The sequence below is a fragment of the Halomonas sp. B23F22_20 genome, from assembly GCF_043496985.1.
GTDB lineage: Bacteria > Pseudomonadota > Gammaproteobacteria > Pseudomonadales > Halomonadaceae > Halomonas.
Window position 1 is genome coordinate 29133 of sequence record NZ_JBIEKH010000015.1, and the last position, 19880, is coordinate 49012.

Annotated in this window: 19 protein-coding genes; 15 read left to right on the plus strand and 4 right to left on the minus strand. The window is 68.9% G+C overall.

The features are described from left to right. The 5 genes from ACGTN6_RS13495 (at position 1) to ACGTN6_RS13515 (ending at position 4277) form a co-directional block, all read left to right on the plus strand. Positions 1 to 987, plus strand: a complete 987-nt coding sequence (locus tag ACGTN6_RS13495; RefSeq protein WP_394592501.1) for a metallophosphoesterase — start codon at positions 1 to 3, stop codon at positions 985 to 987. Between the two features lie 165 nt (positions 988 to 1152). Beyond that, complete coding sequence (locus ACGTN6_RS13500; protein WP_394592340.1) at positions 1153 to 2016, plus strand: rhomboid family intramembrane serine protease; 864 nt, start codon at positions 1153 to 1155, stop codon at positions 2014 to 2016. Between the two features lie 63 nt (positions 2017 to 2079). After that, entirely contained in the window at positions 2080 to 2364 is a 285-nt protein-coding gene (locus ACGTN6_RS13505) for a YeaC family protein (protein WP_183388527.1), read from the plus strand. A gap of 31 nt (positions 2365 to 2395) precedes the next feature. Then, on the plus strand, positions 2396 to 3187 hold the full coding sequence (locus ACGTN6_RS13510) for a DUF2797 domain-containing protein (RefSeq protein ID WP_394592503.1): 792 nt from the start codon (positions 2396 to 2398) through the stop codon (positions 3185 to 3187). Positions 3188 to 3257: 70 nt separating this feature from the next. Then, a complete protein-coding gene (locus ACGTN6_RS13515) occupies positions 3258 to 4277 on the plus strand; it encodes a zinc-dependent alcohol dehydrogenase family protein (RefSeq protein ID WP_394592342.1) in 1020 nt (339 codons plus the stop codon). A gap of 69 nt (positions 4278 to 4346) precedes the next feature. On the opposite strand, the gene ACGTN6_RS13520 is transcribed toward ACGTN6_RS13515, so the two are convergent. After that, a complete protein-coding gene (locus tag ACGTN6_RS13520; protein WP_183388786.1) occupies positions 4347 to 5837 on the minus strand; it encodes a CoA-acylating methylmalonate-semialdehyde dehydrogenase in 1491 nt (496 codons plus the stop codon). A gap of 232 nt (positions 5838 to 6069) precedes the next feature. After that, a complete protein-coding gene (gene aptA, locus ACGTN6_RS13525) occupies positions 6070 to 7413 on the minus strand; it encodes an omega-aminotransferase AptA (protein WP_394592344.1) in 1344 nt (447 codons plus the stop codon). A 183-nt stretch (positions 7414 to 7596) separates the two neighbouring features. On the opposite strand from aptA, the gene ACGTN6_RS13530 reads away from it, so the two are divergent. Then, positions 7597 to 8517 (plus strand): LysR family transcriptional regulator, encoded by a 921-nt coding sequence (locus tag ACGTN6_RS13530; protein ID WP_394592346.1) that lies wholly within the window; start codon positions 7597 to 7599, stop codon positions 8515 to 8517. Between the two features lie 16 nt (positions 8518 to 8533). On the opposite strand, the gene ACGTN6_RS13535 is transcribed toward ACGTN6_RS13530, so the two are convergent. Both ACGTN6_RS13535 and ACGTN6_RS13540 read right to left on the minus strand, forming a co-directional pair. Next, positions 8534 to 9604: a PA0069 family radical SAM protein gene (locus ACGTN6_RS13535; protein WP_394592348.1), complete on the minus strand. Its 1071-nt coding sequence runs from the start codon at positions 9602 to 9604 to the stop codon at positions 8534 to 8536. A gap of 230 nt (positions 9605 to 9834) precedes the next feature. Further along, a complete protein-coding gene (locus ACGTN6_RS13540) occupies positions 9835 to 11424 on the minus strand; it encodes an ABC-F family ATPase (RefSeq protein ID WP_394592350.1) in 1590 nt (529 codons plus the stop codon). Between the two features lie 430 nt (positions 11425 to 11854). Between ACGTN6_RS13540 and ACGTN6_RS13545 the strand changes: the two genes are divergently transcribed. The 9 genes from ACGTN6_RS13545 (at position 11855) to ACGTN6_RS13585 (ending at position 19844) form a co-directional block, all read left to right on the plus strand. Continuing rightward, positions 11855 to 13459 carry an OpgD/OpgG family glucan biosynthesis protein gene (locus ACGTN6_RS13545; RefSeq protein WP_394592352.1) on the plus strand — a complete coding sequence of 535 codons (1605 nt, stop codon included), beginning with the start codon at positions 11855 to 11857 and terminating at the stop codon, positions 13457 to 13459. 131 nt (positions 13460 to 13590) lie between these two features. After that, positions 13591 to 14628: a nicotinate-nucleotide--dimethylbenzimidazole phosphoribosyltransferase gene (cobT, locus tag ACGTN6_RS13550; protein WP_394592505.1), complete on the plus strand. Its 1038-nt coding sequence runs from the start codon at positions 13591 to 13593 to the stop codon at positions 14626 to 14628. A gap of 17 nt (positions 14629 to 14645) precedes the next feature. Then, on the plus strand, positions 14646 to 15485 hold the full coding sequence (locus ACGTN6_RS13555) for an adenosylcobinamide amidohydrolase (RefSeq protein WP_394592354.1): 840 nt from the start codon (positions 14646 to 14648) through the stop codon (positions 15483 to 15485). Continuing rightward, positions 15482 to 16462: an adenosylcobinamide-phosphate synthase CbiB gene (gene cbiB, locus ACGTN6_RS13560; protein WP_394592356.1), complete on the plus strand. Its 981-nt coding sequence runs from the start codon at positions 15482 to 15484 to the stop codon at positions 16460 to 16462. Before ACGTN6_RS13555 ends, cbiB begins: the two co-directional genes overlap by 4 nt. Further along, positions 16459 to 17568 carry a threonine-phosphate decarboxylase CobD gene (gene cobD, locus ACGTN6_RS13565; protein WP_394592358.1) on the plus strand — a complete coding sequence of 370 codons (1110 nt, stop codon included), beginning with the start codon at positions 16459 to 16461 and terminating at the stop codon, positions 17566 to 17568. Before cbiB ends, cobD begins: the two co-directional genes overlap by 4 nt. After that, on the plus strand, positions 17565 to 18101 hold the full coding sequence (locus ACGTN6_RS13570) for a bifunctional adenosylcobinamide kinase/adenosylcobinamide-phosphate guanylyltransferase (protein WP_394592360.1): 537 nt from the start codon (positions 17565 to 17567) through the stop codon (positions 18099 to 18101). Before cobD ends, ACGTN6_RS13570 begins: the two co-directional genes overlap by 4 nt. Then, positions 18098 to 18868 (plus strand): adenosylcobinamide-GDP ribazoletransferase, encoded by a 771-nt coding sequence (gene cobS, locus ACGTN6_RS13575; RefSeq protein WP_394592362.1) that lies wholly within the window; start codon positions 18098 to 18100, stop codon positions 18866 to 18868. The genes ACGTN6_RS13570 and cobS overlap by 4 nt, the downstream gene beginning before the upstream one ends. After that, the gene (locus ACGTN6_RS13580; protein WP_394592364.1) at positions 18820 to 19470 is read left to right on the plus strand and encodes a histidine phosphatase family protein; all 651 of its coding nucleotides are present in this window, start codon (positions 18820 to 18822) and stop codon (positions 19468 to 19470) included. The genes cobS and ACGTN6_RS13580 overlap by 49 nt, the downstream gene beginning before the upstream one ends. After that, a complete protein-coding gene (locus ACGTN6_RS13585) occupies positions 19422 to 19844 on the plus strand; it encodes a bifunctional adenosylcobinamide kinase/adenosylcobinamide-phosphate guanylyltransferase (RefSeq protein ID WP_394592365.1) in 423 nt (140 codons plus the stop codon). The genes ACGTN6_RS13580 and ACGTN6_RS13585 overlap by 49 nt, the downstream gene beginning before the upstream one ends. Positions 19845 to 19880: the final 36 nt, after the last annotated feature.

Here is a 19880-nt window from a genome sequence, read left to right on the forward strand (position 1 = left end):
CTGGAAGGCTATGACCTGATCGGCGACGTGCACGGCTGCGGTGCGACGCTGGCGACCCTGCTCGAGCGCCTCGGTTATCACCAGCGCGGTGGCGTCTACCGCCATCCGCGTCGCAAGGTGATCTTTCTCGGCGATCTTATCGACCGGGGGCCGCGGATTCGCCTGGCGGTCTCCATCGCTCGACGCATGGTCGAGGAGGGCGAAGCGCTGATCGTGATGGGCAACCACGAGATCAACGCCCTGGCCTACAGTCATCGTGCCCCGCCCGAGCTGGGGCGTGAGTGGTTGCGCGAGCACACCCCGCGCCATAATCGCATCGTCCGCGAGACTCTGGAGCAGTACCGAGATCATCCCCAGGAGTGGGAAGACGCGCTGGCCTGGTTCCTCGAGATCCCGTTGTATCTTGAACTCGACGGCCTGCGGGTCGTGCATGCCTGCTGGGATCAGGCACTGATCGACGAGCTGCGCGTCTCGCGGCCGGACGGGCGTATCGATCTCGATTTCCTGGCCGCCGCCGTTCAGCCGGGTACCCGCGAGTTCCGGATTCTCGACCGTCTGACGCGAGGCAGCCACATCCTGCTGCCCGAGGGCGTGCAGATCCACTCCGGAGACGGCTTCACCCGGCGCAGTTTTCGAGCGCACTTCTGGGCCCATTCGCCGCGGACCTGGGGCGATGTGGTCTTCCAACCCGACAACTTGCCGGACGATCTCGAGCAGCGCCCGCTTACCGCGGCCGAGTCGGCCCGGCTGAGCCACTACGGTCCCGATGAACCACCACTGTTCATTGGCCACTATTGGTGCGAGGGCATCCCGGCGCTGCCGGCGCCCAACATTGCCTGCCTGGACTACAGTGCAGTGAAGTTCGGTCGCCTGGTGGCCTATCGCTGGAGCGGCGAGAAATGTCTCGATGCCAACCGCTTCGTGTGGATTCGCGTGCCTCGCGAAGAACAGGCACGACCCCAGCCCTGGGAGATCGATTTCGACTGATACAAAACGTTACCTAATTTTCGAGCAAGGTGGCGAACTTGCCGCCCACCGCGCCGTCAGAGTAGGTGTTCCCTTGAATGATCCCTTGCTCTTGTCCGGCGGCCCCCTCCGCCGGACTTTTTCTTTGTGCCCGGCACGCCCGGTTTGCCGACCCTGGGAGAGACCATGTATCGGGTGATGCTGCTGCCCCGTGACACCGACACCCGCGAGCTTCGCCAGGCACTCTGGGCGCATCGCATCGGACACTTCTTCACCGATGAGGATGACGGCCAGGTGCTGTGGCTGGTCGACCTTCAGCAGCAGGATGCCATGCAGCGACTGGTGTTGCGCTGGCAGCGTGGCGAGCCGCTGATGCCCAAAGGGGGTGACAGATCGCGGTCGCAGGCTCCGCGTTCGGGCATACCCGCCTGGCTGGCGCCTTTTCGCCAGGCCCCGGTGACGGCCGCCGCGCTGGCGCTGTGCCTGGTGGTATTCGCGGTGATGAGCGTGCTCGGCGATCTGGTGATCGCCGCCATGACGATCGTGCCGGTGGGCGTGGCTCAGGGCCAGCTGGCCTTCGGCAACCTGGGCGAGACCCTGGCCTCGGGGCAGGTGTGGCGGCTGCTGTCGCCGGCCTTCCTGCACTTCGGTTGGATGCACCTGGTCTTCAACATGCTGTGGCTATGGTACTTCGGCCGCCAGGTCGAGGGCTTCCACGGCCGCGGGCGCATGCTGACGCTGCTGCTGGCCGCCGGCATCGGCGGCAACCTGGCTCAGTATGCCACCGGCACGGTGCTGTTCGGTGGCATGTCCGGGGTCGACTTTGCGCTGCTTGGTTACGTCTGGTTGATGTCGCGCCGGCGCCCCGGCGACGGCTTCTTCGTCCCCCAGATGCTGGTAGTGTTCATGCTCGGCTGGATGGTCTTCACCATGACCGACGTGGCCGAACTGTTCGGCTTCGGCAACGTGGCCAACGAGGCGCACCTGGGGGGACTGGTCGTGGGGCTGGCGCTGGGCTGGTATCATTCGCGCCATATCCAGCGACCCTGACCAGGGGCCTCGCCCGTCAACGACCGGTCTCGCCCCGATTCGTTTCTTCCGAGAGATTCCGCCATGAGCGATATGACCTTCGAGCGAATGATCCAGCAGATGACGCCGGCCATCTACGAGAGCCTCAAGCAGGCAGTGGCCCTGCGCAAGTGGCCGGATGGTCGCTTCCTGACGCCCGAGCAGACCGAGCTTTGTCTCGAGGCGGTGATGCGTTTCGAGGCCGAGAACAACGTGCCCGCCGACCAGCGCGTCGGCTACCTAGAGCGGCGCACCTGCGGTGCCGACAGCAGCGGCGCCGGCGTGTCGCCGGAACAGGCCGGTCTCGGTCGAGACGTCGGCCGTGACTGAGGCTGTCGCCCTCACGGGCTGTTTGACCAAGATGGCCGTCGAGCCGGGTTCCCCGGTGCGCTACACCCTGCGCGCCGGTGACGAGCGTCTCGATCTCAACGCGCGGCTCGGCCAACCGCTGCGGCTGACCTGGACCGGCGCCATCGCCTGTACACACTGCGGGCGGGCGACCAGGAAAAGCTTTGGCCAGGGCCACTGCTATCCCTGTTTTAAGAAGCTGGCGCGCTGCGACAGCTGCATCATGAAGCCCGAACAGTGCCACTATTTCCAGGGCACCTGCCGCGAGCCCGAGTGGGGCGAAACCCACTGCTTCCGGCCCCACGTGGTCTACCTGGCCAACGCCTCCGGGCTCAAGGTCGGCATCACCCGCGACACCCAGGTGCCGACCCGCTGGCTCGACCAGGGCGCCGTCCAGGCGCTGCCGATCCTCGAGGTCGACTCCCGCCAGCAGTCTGGCTACGTCGAGGTGCTGTTCAAGGACGAGGTCTCGGATCGCACCAACTGGCGCGCCATGCTCAAGGGCGAGGCCGTGGAACTCGACCTGCCCGGCGAGCGCGACCGTCTGCTTGAGCGTCTCGCACCGGGCCTGCTCGCGCTGCGCGAGCGCTTCGGCCATGACGCCATCCGCGAGGTCGACGCCGCGCCCTGGGCCTTCGAGTACCCGGTGCTCGAGCATCCCGCCAAGGTGGTTTCGCACAACTTCGACAAGCAGCCGGTGGTCGCTGGCACCCTGCTCGGCATCAAGGGCCAGTACCTGATCCTCGACAGCGGGGTGATCAACCTGCGCAAGTTTACGGGCTACGAGGTCGCCGTCGAAGCCTGAGTACCGCCAGGACCGAGTGGGATTTGTGGTTGCGCTATGCTCGGGAGGTAAGCCGTACGAGGAGCCTCCCATGAGCGAGATGCGCGCCATGCGCCTGCACGTCGCGAATCAGCCGCTGTGCTGCGAGCGCGTGCCGATTCCCGAGCCCGGCCCCGGCGAGGTGCGGGTCCGGGTGCTGGCCTGCGGGGTGTGTCGCACCGACCTGCACGTGGTGGACGGCGAGCTCGAGCATCCCAGATTGCCGCTGATTCCCGGCCACGAGATCGTCGGCGAGGTCGATGCCCTGGGCGAGGGCGTCGCCGGTCTCGAGACAGGGCTTGAGAGAGGGCTTGAGAGAGGCCAACGGGTCGGCATTCCCTGGCTCGGATGGACCTGCGGCGAGTGCGCGCCCTGCCGGGCCGGGCGCGAGAACCTCTGTGAGCGCGCCGAGTTCACCGGCTACACCCGCGACGGCGGCTACGCCGAGTACTGCGTGGCCGACGCCCGCTACTGTTTCCCGCTACCCGCCGACGATGCCCAGGCCGCCGCGCCGCTCTTGTGCGCGGGGCTGATCGGCTATCGCACCTGGCGGCTGGCCGGTGGCGACGAACCCAGGCGGCTGGGCCTCTTCGGCTTCGGCGCCGCGGCGCATATCCTCGCCCAGCTGGCGCTCTCCCGCGGCCAGACCCTCTACGCCTTCACCCGGCCTGGCGACCGCGAGGCCCAGGCCTTCGCCCGGCGCCTCGGCGCCGCCTGGGCGGGCGGCAGCGACGAGGCTCCGCCGGAACCGCTGGACGCCGCGCTGTTGTTCGCCCCGGTGGGTGACTTGGTACCGATCGCACTGTCCCACGTGCGTCCTGGGGGCACCGTGGTTTCCGGGGGCATTCACATGAGCGACATCCCGTCGTTTCCCTACCGGCTGCTGTGGGAGGAGCGCAGCCTCAAGTCGGTGGCCAACCTCACCCGCCGCGACGGCGAGGAATTCCTCGAACTCGCTCCGAGGGTGCCGATCCGTACCGAGACCGTCGCCTATCCCCTGGAAGAGGCCAACCGCGCTCTCGACGACCTGCGCGCCGGACGCCTCTCCGGCGCCGCCGTGCTGGTGCCCTGACGCAGGACGGCCGAACCGGGAACCGTTTCGGCCGTCTTTCATGGATGCGACCTGGGTCGCTGGGTGGGGTTATGACGGGAAGGAGAACTGCGCTCCCTCGCGGACGCCCGCTGACGGCCAGCGCTGGGTGACGGTCTTGCGCCGGGTATAGAAACGCACGGCGTCCGGGCCGTAGGCGGAGAGGTCGCCGAACAGCGAGCGCTTCCAGCCGCCGAAGCTGTGGTAGGACACCGGCACCGGCAGCGGCACGTTGATGCCGACCATGCCCACCTGGATGCGGTCGCTGAAGTAGCGGGCCGCCTCGCCATCGCGGGTGTAGATGCAGGTGCCGTTGCCGTACTCGTGGTCGTCGATCAGTTTCATGGCGGCTTCCATGGAGTCGACGCGCACCACCAGCAGCACCGGCCCGAAGATCTCCTCGAGGTAGCAGGTCATGTCCGGCGTCACGCGGTCGATCAGGGTGCCGCCGACGTAGAAGCCCTGCTCGTGCCCCGGCACCTGGACGCCTCGGCCGTCGACGACGATCTCGGCGCCCTGTTGGGCGGCGCTGTCGATGTAGCCGCAGACCTTCTCCTGGTGCGCCTTGGTGATCACCGGGCCGAAGTCGTTGTCGGCATCATGGAAGGGGCCGACCTTCAGGGAGGTCATCTGCGCCTGCATCTTGGCGATCAGGGCATCGGCGGCCTCGTCGCCCACCGCCACGGCCACCGACAGCGCCATGCAGCGCTCGCCGGAGGAGCCGAAGGCGGCCCCGGTCAGCGAGCTGACCACGTTGTCCATGTCGGCGTCCGGCATCACGATGGCGTGGTTCTTGGCGCCGCCGAGCGCCTGGCAGCGCTTGCCGTTGGCGCTGGCACGGCCGTAGATATACTCGGCGATCGGCGTGGAGCCGACGAAGCTGACGGCCTGGACGCGGGCATCGTCGAGCAGGGTATCGACGGCTTCCTTGTCGCCGTTGACCACGTTGAGCACCCCGGCGGGCAGGCCCGCCTCCAGTGCCAGCTCGGCGATGTAGAGCGAGGAGGTCGGGTCGCGCTCGGAGGGCTTGAGCACGAAGGTGTTGCCGCAGGCGATGGCCATCGGGTACATCCACAGCGGCACCATGGCCGGGAAGTTGAACGGCGTGATGCCCGCGACCACGCCCAGCGGCTGGAAATCGCTCCAGGAATCGATGCCTGGGCCGGTGTTCTTGCTGTACTCGCCCTTGAGCAGTTCCGGCGCGCCGCAGGCGTACTCGATATTCTCGATGCCGCGCTGCAGTTCGCCCTTGGCGTCGTGGACGATCTTGCCATGTTCCTGGCCGATCAGCCGACAGATCTCATCGGCATTCTGCTCCAGCAGTGCCTTGAAGCGGTACATGATGCGGGCTCGCTTGGCCGGCGGGGTATCGCGCCAGGCCGGGAAGGCGGCCTGGGCGGCGGCGATGGCCTCCTCGACGGTGGCCTTGCTGGCCAGGCTGACCTGGCCGGCGACCACGCCGGTGGAGGGGTTGTAGAGGTCCTGGGTGCGCGCGTCGTCGTCGATCCGGACGCCGTTGATCAGATGGCCGAGTGTGGTCATGGAGTTACCTCTCGAAGTCACCGTTATGGGGTGAGGTGAGTTAGACATCATTCACAAACGTCGGGCGAGATGAGCGCCGGGGACAAGGCGGCGCGAGGGTCTTTTGCCCATGGATGGCAAAAGTAGCGCCCATGGAAGGGTTTACAGCGCCCTCGCGAAGGCTTGACGCCGGGAAAGCTCATCTCGTTAACCGGCTTGTGTAAAGCAGCTTTTGGTTGGGCTCGCCGATGGCTCAGTCCAGCTCGCCGATGGCGTCGCCCAATGCGTTGATGAGCCGGTCGATTTCCTCGCGCTCGACGATGAAGGGCAGGCCGAGCTGGATGGTGTCGCCGCCGTAGCGCACGTAGAAGCCCTTGTCCCAGCACTTCATGGCGATCTCGTAGGGGCGCCGGGCCGGTTCGCCGGGGTAGGGCTCGATCTGCAGGGCACCGGCGAGGCCGTAGTTGCGGATATCGCTGATGTAGCGTGTGCCCTTGAGCCCGTGCAGGGCGTTCTCGAAGATCGGCGCCATCTCCTTCACCCGTTCGATCAGGCGATCGTTCTCGAGCACGTCGAGGGATGCCAGCGCCGCGGCGCAGGCCACCGGATGGCCCGAATAGGTGTAGCCGTGGGGCAGCTCCATCATGTAGTCGGGGCCGCCGTGTTCCATGAAGGTCTGGTAGATCTCGCCCTTCACGATGACGCCGCCCATGGGCACCGCGCCGTTGGTGAGCTGCTTGGCGACGTTCAGTATGTCCGGCACCACGCCGAACTCCTCGGCGCCGGTCATCGAGCCCATGCGGCCGAAGCCGGTGATCACCTCGTCGAAGATCAGCAGGATGTCGTGCTGGTCGCAGATCTCGCGCAGGCGCTTGAGATAACCCTTGGGAGGTGGGATCACCCCGGCGGAGCCGGCCAGCGGCTCGACGATCACCGCGGCGATGTTGGAGGCGTCGTGCAGGGCGATCAGTTCCAGCAGCTCGTCGGCACGTTCGGCGCCGCGCTCCGGCATGCCACGAGTGAAGGCGTTGTCCTTGAGCAGGGTATGGGGCAGATGGTCGGCATCCACGCCCTGGCCGAACAGGGTGCGGTTGGCGCCGATGCCGCCCAGGCTGAAGCCACCGAAGTTGACCCCGTGGTAGCCCTTGCTGCGCCCGATCAGCTTGGTCTTGGTCGCCTTGCCCTTCTTGCGCCAGTAGGCGCGGGCGATCTTCAGCGCGGTATCGGCACTCTCCGAGCCGGAGCCGGTGAAGAACACGTGGTCGAGGCCGGCGGGCGTCAGCTCGCGGATCCGATGGGCCAGCTCGAAGGCCTTGGGATGGCCGTACTGGAAGGCCGGGGCGTAATCCAGCTCGCCGAGCTGGCGGCTGACCGCCTCGGCGATCTCGGGGCGGCAATGGCCGGCGCCGCAGGTCCACAGCCCCGAGAGGCCATCGAAGACGCGTCGTCCCTCGGCGTCGGTGAGATAACTGCCCTGGGCGCCGGTGATGATGCGCGGATCGCGCTTGAACTGGCGATTGCCGGTATAGGGCATCCAGTAGGCATCCAACTGCTCCGGGCTCAAGCCCGCGATGTGTGAGTCGTCTCGAACCGACATGGCAGCACCCCTCCTGTTGATAGGCCGTTTCAGGTCATTGCAGGTCGTCGTATGGAAAAGGTAGGCCCGGGAGTGGATAAGTTAAATCTAGATATCTTTAATTTCGTGAAAGCATTTGGTTAACTTTCTGCCTCGATGTCCGATACCCTTCGCAACGAACGTCCTCGACCAGAGAGCCGTGCCATGCCGACCCGCAAACAGGCCCTGTCGGGCCAGCCCAGCGATGCCGATCTTCGCCTGCTGCGTATTTACCGCAAGGTCGTGGAATGCGGTGGTTTTTCCGCCGCCGAAGTGGAGCTGAACATCAGCCGCGCGGCGATCAGCATGGCCATGAACGATCTGGAAGCGCGGCTCGGCCTGCGGCTTTGCCAGCGCGGCCGTAGCGGCTTCGCCCTGACCGACGAAGGCGCCGAGGTCTATGAGGCCACCCTGCAGCTGCAGGCGGCGGTGGAGGGGTTTCGCACCCGGGTCAATGGCTTGCATGCCTGGCTCAAGGGCGAACTCAACATCGGCATCACCGACAACCTCGTGACCATGCCGGAGATGCACATCACCGACGCGCTCAGTGCGCTCAAGGAGCGCGGGCCCGAGGTGCGCATCAACATCCGCATGATTCCGCCCAGCGATATCGAGCTGGCGGTGCTGGACGGCCGCCTGCATACCGGCGTGATTCCGGCGCTCAAGACCCTACCCGGCCTCGAGTATCTGTCGCTCTACGAAGAGCGCTCCCAGCTGTATTGCGCAGCGGACCATTCGCTGTTCGAGGCCGGCCACGTGACGCGGGAACGGCTGGCCGAATGCGATGCCGTGGTGCCCGCCTACGCCCAGGCGCCGGAGATCAAGGCGCTGCATGAGCCGCTCCGGGCCGCCGCATCGGCGACCGACCGCGAAGGTATCGCTTTCCTGATCCTGTCCGGTCGCTATATCGGCTACCTACCGACCCACTACGCCGAACGCTGGGTGCGAGAGGGGCGAATGCGTGCCCTGAACCCCAAGACCTGGCACTACCTAACCCACTACAGCGCCATCACCCGTAAGGGGGCGCCGCCCAACCTAGTGCTGGAGAGCTATCTCGAGGAGCTGGCAAGCCGGATCGGCGGATAGAACGGGTGCTTCGAGCTCACTCGAACAGTTCGCCCTGGCGCCGCGGCGGACGGAAGGACTCGCAGTCCAGGGACGGCAGACCGGGAAAGTCGAGCCGCCGGCAAGCCTTGCGGAAGCGCTGGTCGAGCAGGTCGGCGAATACCCCCTGGCCGCGCATGCGATGTCCGAAGCGCGAGTCGTAGTCGCGCCCGCCGCGGCACTGGCGGATCAGGCTCATCACCTTGGCCGCGCGCTCGGGATAGTGCTGGGCCAGCCAGTCCTCGAACAGCGGCGCCACCTCCCGGGGCAGGCGCAGCAGCATCCAGCGGGCGTCGCCGGCTCCGGCCTCTCGGGCGGCGCCCATCAGCCGCTCCAGCTCGTGGTCGGTGAGCCCCGGGATCACCGGCGAGATCAGGGTGCCTACCGGCACGCCGGCCTCGGCCAGCCGGCCGATCATCCTGAGCCGCGTCGCCGGTGAGGCGGCGCGTGGCTCCAGGCTGCGCTTCAGGTCGGTGTCCAGGCTGGTCAGGCTGATCAGCACCCGGACCAGGCGGCGGCGGGCCAGCTCGCCCAGCAGGTCCAGATCGCGAAGGATCAGCGCCCCCTTGGTCACCAGGGTGACCGGGTGGCGGCAGGCGAGCAGGCATTCCAGCAGGCGCCGCGTGGTGCGGCGCTCGACCTCGAGGGGCTGGTAGGCATCGGTGTTGCCGGCCAGGTTGATCGGACGACACACATAGCCGGGATGGGCCAGCTCTTCCTCGAGTCGCTCGACCAGGCCGTGGCGGGCGATCAGCCGCGTCTCGAAGTCGAGCCCGGGGGAGAGGTCCCAGTAGGCGTGGCTGGGGCGGGCATAGCAGTAGATGCAGCCGTGCTCGCAGCCCCGATAGGGGTTCAGCGAGCGGTCGAAGGGCAGGTCCGGCGAACGGTTCCAGGCCAGCGCGCTGCGCGACCGCTCCTCGGCAACCTCGTTGGCCAGCCGCTCGGGCACGGCGTCCTGCCACCAGCCGTCGTCCACGGCCTCTACCCGCGTCGGCGCGAAGCGATTTTCGGGATCGAAGGTGGCGCCTCGGCCCTTGCGGACCAGGGCGTCCCGGGGAGGCGTCGCCATGTCGGGCTCCTTTTCTGTATATATGTACAGTGTAGGGGTCTCCCGTCATCACGACAAAGCGTTGGCCGGGGAGCTCGTCTACGCGATCGAGCGCTTCGACGTTGCTGAGCGACGCCTTTGCCGTCGCGCAGGGGACGCTAGGGGTCGAGTCGTGGAAGGGCTGTGCCGATGAGGCGGGGGCTGACGGATGGGCGGCGGGCGCCACCCATCACGACGGCGCAAGGGGAGACTTATCCGGGAACACCCTGACTGCGCAGGTAATCGTCATAACTGCCACTGAAATCGACGATGCCGTCGTCTTTCATCTCGATGATGCGCGTGGCCAGCGAGCCGACGAATTCCCGGTCGTGACTGACAAAGATCAACGTGCCGGCATAGTGTTCTAGTGCCAGATTGAGCGCTTCGATGGACTCCATGTCCAGGTGGTTCGTGGGCTCATCCATGATCAGCACATTGGGCTGTTGCAGGATGAGCTTGCCGAACAGCATGCGCCCCTGTTCGCCACCCGAGATGACCTTCACGGATTTGCCGATGTCGTCATTGGAGAACAGCATCCGGCCTAGTGCACCGCGCACGGTCTGCTCACCGCCGGTCGTCCACTGCTGCATCCATTCGAAGAGCGTCTCGCCGCCCTCGAAGTCCGCCGCGTGGTCCTGCGCGAAGTAACCGACTTCGGCCGCATCGGTCCATCTGGCTTCGCCGGCATCCGGCGTCATGCTGCCCACCAGGCAGTTGAGCAGGGTGGTCTTGCCGATGCCGTTGGGGCCGATGATGGCGATCCGTTCGCCGGCCTCGACGCGCAGGCCGAGTCGCTCGAACAGTACGTTATCGCCCCAGGCCTTGGAGAGATCTTCCACCGAGAGCGCCTGGCGATGGATTTTCTTGTTCTGCTCGAAGCGAATGAAGGGGCTGACGCGCGAGGAGGGCTTGATCTCCTCGAGTTGGATCTTGTCGATCTTGCGCTGCCGCGACGTGGCCTGCTTGGCCTTTGAGGCATTGGCCGAGAAGCGGCTGACGAATTGCTGCAGTTCGGCGATTTCCGCCTTCTTCTTGGCATTTTCGGCATGCAGGCGCTCGCGTGCCTGGGTGGCGGCGGTCATGTACTCGTCGTAGTTGCCCGGAAACAGCTGCAGCTCGCCGTAGTCCAGATCCGCCATGTGCGTGCAGACACTGTTCAGGAAGTGGCGGTCGTGGGAGATGATGATCATGGTCGACGAGCGTGCCTTGAGGATGTCCTCCAGCCAGCGAATCGTGTTGATATCGAGGTGGTTGGTCGGCTCATCGAGCAGCAGCACGTCGGGGTCGCTGAACAGCGCCTGGGCCAGCAGCACGCGGAGCTTCCAGCCTGGCGCGACAACGCTCATCGGCTGGTCGTGCTGCTCGAGGGGAATGCCCAGGCCCAGCAGCAGTTCGCCGGCACGGGCCTCGGCGGTATAGCCATCGAGTTCGGCGAAACGGACCTCGAGATCGGCGACCGCCATGCCATCTTCTTCACTCATCTCGGCCTGCGAGTAGATGCGCTCACGCTCCGCGGCGACGCGCCAGAGTTCTTCGTTGCCCATGATGACGGTGTCGATGACACGTTCGTCCTCGAAGGCGAACTGGTCCTGGCGCAACTTGCCCAGGCGAGTGGTGGCGTCCTTCATCACCTGGCCGCTGGTCGGCTCGAGGTCGCCCCCAAGGATCTTCATCAGGGTCGACTTGCCACAGCCGTTGGCCCCGATCAGGCCGTAGCGGTGGCCCTGGCCGAATTTGACGGAAACGTTTTCGAACAGCGGCTTGGGGCCAAACTGCATGGTGATGTTGGCGGTAGAGAGCACGTCGGAGTATCTCGCGGGAGGAACATGAATGAGAGACTTGGGCCGGCACGACAAGGGGCTTCGACCAAAGTGGAGGGCGCATTGTACGTGCCGGACCGCGTGGCTATCTACACGCCCCGTCGACCGGCCGCGTCAGCTCGGTTCGGCATCCAGCCGCGGGCTCATGCCTCGACCTCGAGCTACTCTCCCCAGCGAGTGGTATAGCGCGATGACGGGTTGCTGCCGCGCAGCTTCCAGGGAGCCTTGGCGGTGGGGAGGCATCGCCATGTCGGGCTCCTTTTCTGTAATTATGTACAGTATATGTGTCCCGCGTCCTGGCGGCAAAGCGTGGGTCGGGGAACTCGGAAGGGGGTGCGGGGTTCCACACGGACGCGAGGGCGCCCAGGGCGAGCCCGGGGCCGTGATGGATGCCACTGACAAGGAACCCGTTATGAAGCGACGCGATTTCCTCAAACTCACCGGGGCACTCGGCGGCAGCGGCCTGCTGCCGATGGGCACCGTGCTGGCGGCGACGCGGGAGGCTCGGCCGAGCGGTGACGGCGAGCCCTTCGACTATGCCTGGCTCAAGGGGCTGGCTCGGGAGCTATCCGCCCGACCGCCGCGTGAACATGCTATCGAGCTGCCCGCGCCGATCCGGGGGCTCGACTGGGACGCCTACCAGGCGATCCGCTATCGGCCCGAGCGGGCGCTGTGGGCCGGGGACCCGGGAACGGATTTCCGCGCCCAGCTGTTCCATTTGGGGCTCCATTACCGGACGCCGGTGCGCATCTACGAGGTCGTCGAGGGCCGGGCCCATGAGCTCGCCTACGCCGCCGAGCGCTTCGATTTCGGCGAGTCGGGCATCGAATCGGAGCGCCTGCCCGAGGGGCTGGGCTACGCCGGGTTCCGGCTCCACCATCGTGACGACTGGCAGCGCGACGTCGCCGCCTTTCTGGGGGCCAGCTACTTCCGGGCGGTGAGCGACTCCCTGCAGTACGGCATGTCGGCCCGCGGCCTGGCCATCGACATGGCCACCGCGACCGGCGAGGAGGAGTTCCCCGACTTCACCCGCTTCTGGCTGGAGCGCCCCGAGGGCGGCGAGGCGCGGGTCATCGTCCATGCGCTGCTCGAATCGGCCAGCGTCACCGGCGCCTACCGCTTCGTGATCACCGAGGACGAGGGCGTGGTCATGGACATCGATGCCGCCCTCTATCCGCGGCGCACCATCGAGCGGCTCGGGGTGGCGCCGCTGACCAGCATGTACATGGTCGGCGAGAACGATCGCGGCGCCGACTGGGACTGGCGGCCGGAGATCCACGACTCCGATGGCCTGTCGATCCATTCGGGCAACGGCGAATGGCTATGGCGACCGCTCGCCAATCCTGATCGGCTGCGCTTCAACGCCTTCGGCGACCGCTCGCCACGCGGCTTCGGGCTGCTGCAGCGGGATCGCGACTTCGACCATTACCAGGACGACGGCGTCTTTTACGACCGGCGGCCCGGCGTCTGGGTCGAGCCGAAGGGCGACTGGGGCGAGGGGTCGATACAGCTGGTCGAGCTGCCCACCCTCGACGAGACCTTCGACAACATTGTCGCCTTCTGGAACCCGGCCAGGCCCGCCGAGCCCGGCGAGGAGCTGCTGTTCGGCTATCGGCTCAGCTGGTGCGACACCTCGCCCGCGCGGCCGTCGCTGGCGCGCTGCGTGGCGACCCGCACCGGGCTCGGCGGCGTGGTCGGCCAGCGTCGCGACTATTACAGTCGGCGCTTCGTGGTCGACTTCGCGGGCGGGCCGCTGCCGCTGGGCGAGGATGCCGAGGTCGAACCCGTCATCGACGCCTCCGACGGGCGCGTCGAGATCGCCTCGGCCCGCCCGCTAGACGCCATCGATGGCTACCGCGCCAGGTTCGACGTGGTGCCCCCCGACGATGGCACCGAGCCCATCACCCTGCGGCTCTACCTGAAGCGCGGCGATCAACCCTTGACCGAGACCTGGCTCTACGAATGGACACCGCCGCCCGCCGAAGAGCGCAAGCTGCGCAATCCCGGACACCTCTAGGGGGATCTCGCGCCAGGGGCATGGGGAGCCCGCCCGAGCGGGCGGCGGCCGATGGGCCTCCGCCTTGCCGGGGCCTCTGGTAGGATGGGCGCCTCGCCAAGGACGCCCGGAGACGCCCCGTGACCGATGCCATGCCGCCCATTCCCGCGCCCGACACCCCCTGTGCCGGGCGCGTGGCCCGCTATCTCGACACCCTGACCAAGCCCCCCGGCAGCCTCGGCCGTCTGGAGTCCCTGGCGGTGAGCCTGGCGGCGATCACCGGCGAGGATTTCCCGCGGGTCGGCCCGCCCGGGGTGGTGGTGTTCGCCGCCGACCACGGCGTAGCGGCGGAGGGCGTCTCGGCCTTCCCCCAGGCCGTTACCGGTCAGATGGTGGCCAATTTCGTCGCCGGCGGGGCGGCTATCAATGCCTTCGCGCGGCGCATCGGCGCGAGGCTCGAGGTGGTCGACGTGGGCGTGGCGGGGGAGCTGCCCGATGATGGCGTGGTCCACGATCGCGTCCGCTCCGGCACCGCCAACCTGGCCCGCGAGAACGCCATGACCCGCGACCAGGCCCTGGCCGCCATCGCCGCCGGCCGGCGCGCCGCCGAGCGCGCCGCAGAGGCGGGCTGCCGCTGCCTGATCGCCGGCGAAATGGGCATCGCCAACACCACCGCCAGCAGCGCCATGCTGGCAGCGCTGACCGGCGAACCCGTCGCCGAGCTGGTCGGCCCTGGCACCGGCGTGGCCGGCGAGGCGCTGGCCCACAAGCGCGCGGTGATCGAGGCGGCCCTGGCCGAGCGCGCGCCTGATCCCGACGATCCGCTGGACGTGCTGGCCAGGCTAGGCGGGCTGGAGATCGCCGCCATGGCCGGGGCCTACCTGGAAGCGTCGGCCAGGCGTCTTCCCTGTCTCGTCGACGGTTTCATCGCCACGGTGGCCGCGCTGACCGCCTGCCGGCTCGACCCGGCGCTGCGCCCCTACCTGATCTTCGGTCATCGCTCCCACGAGCCCGGTCACGCCCACGCCCTGGCGGCGCTGGACGCCGAACCTCTGCTGGCCATGGAGCTTTGCCTGGGCGAGGGCAGCGGCGCGACCCTGGCGTTCCCGCTGCTCGAGGCGGCCACGGCGATGCTGGCCGAGATGGCCACCTTCGACGGCGCCGGGGTCGACGATCGCGAGGGGGCTTGATGCCGATGGATGCCCCCTTGCGTCACGCCCTTCGCCATGACCCTTGCCGGCACCACGGGCCGGCCTCTCGGACGCTGGCCTTCGGCGACGGCCTGAGCCTCGTCGCCGAGGCCGGCTGCCTGCACTTTCGGTATCCCACGCCGCTGCGCACCCTCAGCAACGCCCTGGTCGGGGAAGGGCTCGGCTGGGCCCGCGACTTCTGCAATTTTTACGTCGACAGGGACTACGATGGCCGGGCCCCGTCGGAAGACCTGCGCCGCTGGCTTGCCGCGCGCGGCCTGCTTGAGGGCAGAGGCGCGGGCTGGGCCGAGGAGAGAGGCGAGGGCCGGGCCGAGGAAAGAGGCGAGGGCCGGGCCGAGAAAAGAGGCGAGGGCCGGGCCGAGAAAAGAGACGAGGCCCTGGCGATGATGACCGCGGTGCCGCTGGCGCATCTGGCGCTGGTGCCGGTCGATGTCGACGAGGCGGATGGCAAGCCTCGGGTGCTGGCGGCGGTCACCGCCGGGGTGGGCAACGCCGTGGACATCACCGCGCCGGCGAGCGGCGATCCGCGCCTGGTCGCGGGCACCATCAATGTGCTGGTGTTCGTCGACGGCCACCTCACCGACGGCGCCCTGGTCAACGCCGCGCTCTCCGCCACCGAGGCCAAGGTGCAGGCCCTGGCGGCCGACGGGGTGCGCGATCCCGAGCACGGCACCCCGGCCACCGGCACCTCCACCGACTGCCTGGCCATCGTCGCCACCCAGCGCGGCGCGCCGACGCCCTATGCCGGCTCGGGCACGCGCCTCGGCCGCGCGATCGGCGCCGCGGTCTATCGCGCCGTGCGCGAATCCCTGGCGGCCGGGGAGGGCGCGTCATGACGCTGGATCCGCTGTCCTGGGAACTGCTGGCGCTGATCGGCGTGGCGCTGATCATCGACCTCGCGTTGGGGGATCCCCCCTGGCTGCCCCATCCTGTCGTCGGCATCGGCCGGGTGATCGCTCGGCTCGAGCGCGCCTGGAATCACGGCTCCGCCGAGGCCCGGCGGCGGCGGGGCCTCTGGCTGGCGCTGGTCGTACCCGTCGGTACCTGGGCGTTGGCCTGGGGCCTGCTGACGGCGCTGGCCTGGATATCTACCGGCTTGTCGCTGGCCGCCGAGCTCATCCTGCTGGCCACGGCCTTGGCCACCCGCGGGCTTGCCGAGGCGGCCCGAGCGGTGGCCGCGCCGCTCAAGTGCGGCGACCTGCCGGCGGCTCGCCGCGCGCTGGGGAGGATCGTCGGCCGCGACACCGAGGCGCTGGACGAGGCCGGGCTCGCCCGGGGCGCGGTGGAGACCGTGGCCGAGAACACCGTGGACGGCATCACCGCGCCGCTCTTCTGGGCGCTGCTCGGCGGCGCGCCCCTGGCGCTGGCCTACAAGGCGGTCAATACGCTGGATTCGATGGTCGGCTATCGCAGCCCGCGCTTCGAGGATTTCGGCCGCGCCTCGGCGCGCCTGGACGACGCCGTCAACTGGGTGCCGGCGCGGCTCACGGCGCTGGCCATGTGGCTCGCAGCGCGCCTTGTCGTCGGCGGCCGCACCAAGGGCGCCATGGCCGCGACTCGCCGCGAGGCGCCGCGTCATCCCAGCCCCAACGCCGGCTGGCCGGAGGCGATGGTGGCGCACCTGCTGGGTGTGCGGCTCGGCGGGCTCAACCACTACGATGGGCGCCCCTCGCATCGCGCCGTCTTCGGCCGCGCCCTGGAGCCGCTGACCGTCTCCCATATCGAGCGCGCCATCCGTCATATGCACGGCGGCTGGCTAGGTGTGCTGGCGCTGCTGGCGCCCCTGGTGCTGTTGAAGGAGTGGCTGGCATGACACCACCGGCGAGAACGGACGCGAAGAACACGCCGGACTGGCCGGCCCACGGCGGGCGCATCGCGCCGCTGCTGGCGCGTCACGGCCTGCCCGCCGATCATCCGGTGATCGACTTCAGCGCCAACCTCAACCCGCTTGGGCCCCCGACCTGGCTGGGCGACTGGCTGGCCGGCGCCGACGAGTCGCTCTCCCGCTATCCGGACCCGGACGACGACCGGGCGCGCCGCGCCATCGCCGCCCACGACGGCGTGGCCCCGGCGCGGGTGCTGGTCACCAACGGCGGCATCGAGGCGATCCACCTCGCCGCGGCGTGGCATGCCGGCGGCCGGGCGCTGGTGATTGAGCCCAGCTTCTCGGAGTACGCCCTGGCCTCTCGCCGGCACGGCATCGACGTCGATCGGCTGGCGCTGGAAGCCCCGACGTTCCGGCTGGATATCGATGCCGCCGAGGCCGCCCTGGCCGGCGTCGACATCGCCTTCCTGTGCCGGCCCAACAATCCCAGCGGCACACTGATTCCCCGCGCCGACGTCGCGCGGCTGCTGGCGAGGGCCGACGACACCGGCACCACCCTGGTGGTGGACGAGGCCTTCATCGACTTCACCGAGCGTGAGGAGCGGCTGACCCCTCTGCTCGAGCGCTCGAGGAACCTGCTGCTGCTGCGCTCGCTGACCAAGCTGTTCGACGTGCCGGGGCTCAGGCTCGGCTACCTGCTCGGCGCCCCCGAGGCCGTCGCGAAGCTCGCCGCGCTGCAGATGCCATGGAGCATCAACGCCCTGGCCCTGGCGCTGGCGGCGCCGCTGCTCGCCGACCGTGACTATCTGGCCCGCACCCGGGCCTGGCTTGCCGCCGAGCGCGATCTGCCCGAACGCGTGCGGGCGCTGGGCTATACGGTGCCCGAGACCCATGCCAACTTCCTGCTGCTGCGCGGCGGTGACGATGCCAGCGAGGCCGGGGCGCTGTTCGCCTTCCTGCTCGAGCGCGGCCTGCTGGCCCGCCATACCCACGGCTTCCCCGGCCTCGACGGCGCCTGGCTGCGCCTGGCGCTGCGTTCAAGCGAGGACAACGCCCGGCTGCTCGAGGCCCTGGCGGCCTGGAGGCGGTCATGATCGCCTTCGTCTCCGGCGGGGCGCGCTCCGGCAAGAGCGGGGTGGCCGAGGCGCTGGTCGGCGAATGGCAGGCCGCCCGCGGCGGCGAGCGCCACTATCTCGCCACCGCCCGGGCCGGCGACGCCGAGATGACCGCCCGCATCGAACGCCACCGCCGCGAGCGCGGCGAGGGTTGGCTGACTCACGAGCCGCCCCTGGCCTTCGCTGAGACGCTCGCCGCCATGCCCAGGGGCAGCACGGTGCTGCTCGACTGCCTGACCCTGTGGGCCAGCCGGGTGATGTTCGAGGCCGGCCTCCCGGAGGCCGAGGGCCGGGCGATGCTCTCGGCCGGACTCGCCGAGGCGCGCCGGCGCGACCTCGCCCTGGTGGTGGTTTCCAACGACCTCAACGAGGACGTGGCGCCCCGCGACGCCCTGGTGTGGCGCTACCTGGCCTTCCTGCAGGCCCTGCATCGCGACCTGGCCGCGGCCGCGGATCGGGTGATCGAGGTGGTGACCGGCCGCGCCATCGAGTGGAAAGGAGATACCCCATGAAGGATGCGGGCTTCGGCGCGCTGCTGGCCCTCCAGTTCCTGACCCGGCTGCCGGTGCCGCTGTCCTGCCCCTGGACGCCGGCCACCCGGCGCTGGGCGGCACGGGCCTATCCGTTGGTCGGCGCGCTGGTCGGGACGATCCTGGCCGTCGCCGGCACGCTGCTCGAGGAGATGGTCCCTCTGCCGCTGCTGACGCTTGCGCTGCTCAGCCTGTGGGTAGCGCTGACCGGCGGGCTGCATCTCGACGGCCTGATGGACCTGGCCGACGCGCTCGGCAGCAATGCGCCACTGGAGAAGCGCTGGGCGATCATGAAGGACCCGCAGGTCGGCAGCTTCGCCGTGCTGGCGCTGGTCTTCCAACTGGCCTGGAAGGCGGCGCTGCTGTGGGCGCTGCTGGCCGCCGGGGCGAGCCCCTGGTGGCTGGTGCCGGTGGTGGCACTGGGCCGGCTGGCCGCGGTCGGCCTGCTGGTGAGCCAGCCCGCCGCCCGCGCCGAGGGCCTGGCCCACGCCTGGCAGCAGAGCCTCGGCCGGCGCGACCTGGTGCTGGCCTCACTGCCGGCGCTGGCGTGTCTGTTTTTCGTGCCCGGGCCGACCTGGTTGCTAGCCTGGCTGCTTGCCGGTCTTACGGGCTTCGTCATCATCTACGGCCGGGCGGTGCGCCGGGCCTTCGGCGGCATCAACGGCGACATCGTCGGCGCCGCCATCGAGGGAGGAGAACTATGGCTGCTGCTGATCGCCTGGAGCTGGTGGTCGTTCGTCATGGCCTGACGTGCTGGAACCGCGAGCGCCGCTACCAGGGCCATCGCGACATCCCGCTGCTGCTGCCGGAGGCCGAGCCGGACCTCGACCGGCTGCGCGAGGCGCTGGCCGACGTCGCCTTTGACGCCGTGCACTGCAGCGACCTGACGCGCTGCCGCCAGACCCTGGCCCATGTGCTGGAGGGTAGGGAGCGCGAGGGAGAACAAGGGGCGCCGCGCTTCGATGCCCGGCTGCGCGAGCTGGCCTTCGGCGACTACGAGGGCCAAACCTGGGACGAGCTCAAGGACGATCCCGGCTATCGCGCCTGGGTCGATAGCCAGGGGCGGCTGGCCACGCCCGGCGGCGAGTCCGCCGACGACCTCTGGGCGCGGCTCTCGGCCTGGCTCGTGGACGTGCAGGCCGAGGCACGCGAGGCCGGCCATCGCCGGGTGCTGGCGGTCAGCCACGGCGGCGCCATCCGCGAGCTGCGCCGTCGCCTGGAGAACGCGAACTTCTGGGACGGCGTGGTCGGCCAGGCCCAGGGGCGGTGTTTCACCTTCATACGCGAGGAGGACGTCTGGTCATGCAGCTCTTCATCGGCGGTGCCTGCGCCGGCAAGCGCGACCTCGTAGCCGCGCGCTTCCCCGATGCCGCCTGGTCTCGGGTCGACGAGGCCGGGCTCGAAGGCTGTGAGAAAGACCTGCGCTCGGGCGCGGTGCGGGTGCTGACCGGCTGGACGGACTGGCTGGAAGCGGTCCTGGCGGACGAGTCCGACGACGACCGGCTGCGCGCGCGGCTGGTCGCGGCGCTCGACAGGCTGAGGGACGCCGAGCGCGAGGCGAGGGGAGAGACCGTGCTGATCCTGCCCGAGATGGGGCGCGGCATCGTGCCCATGGACGCGGCGGACCGGCGCCTGCGCGACCTGGCCGGCTGGCTGGCCCAGGACGCCGCCGCCCGCGCCGAATCGGTCTGGTATGTGCGCCACGGGTTGGCGCGTAGGCTGTGAGGGCCCGCGCCGCGTTGACGCCCCGGTAGGCGATTG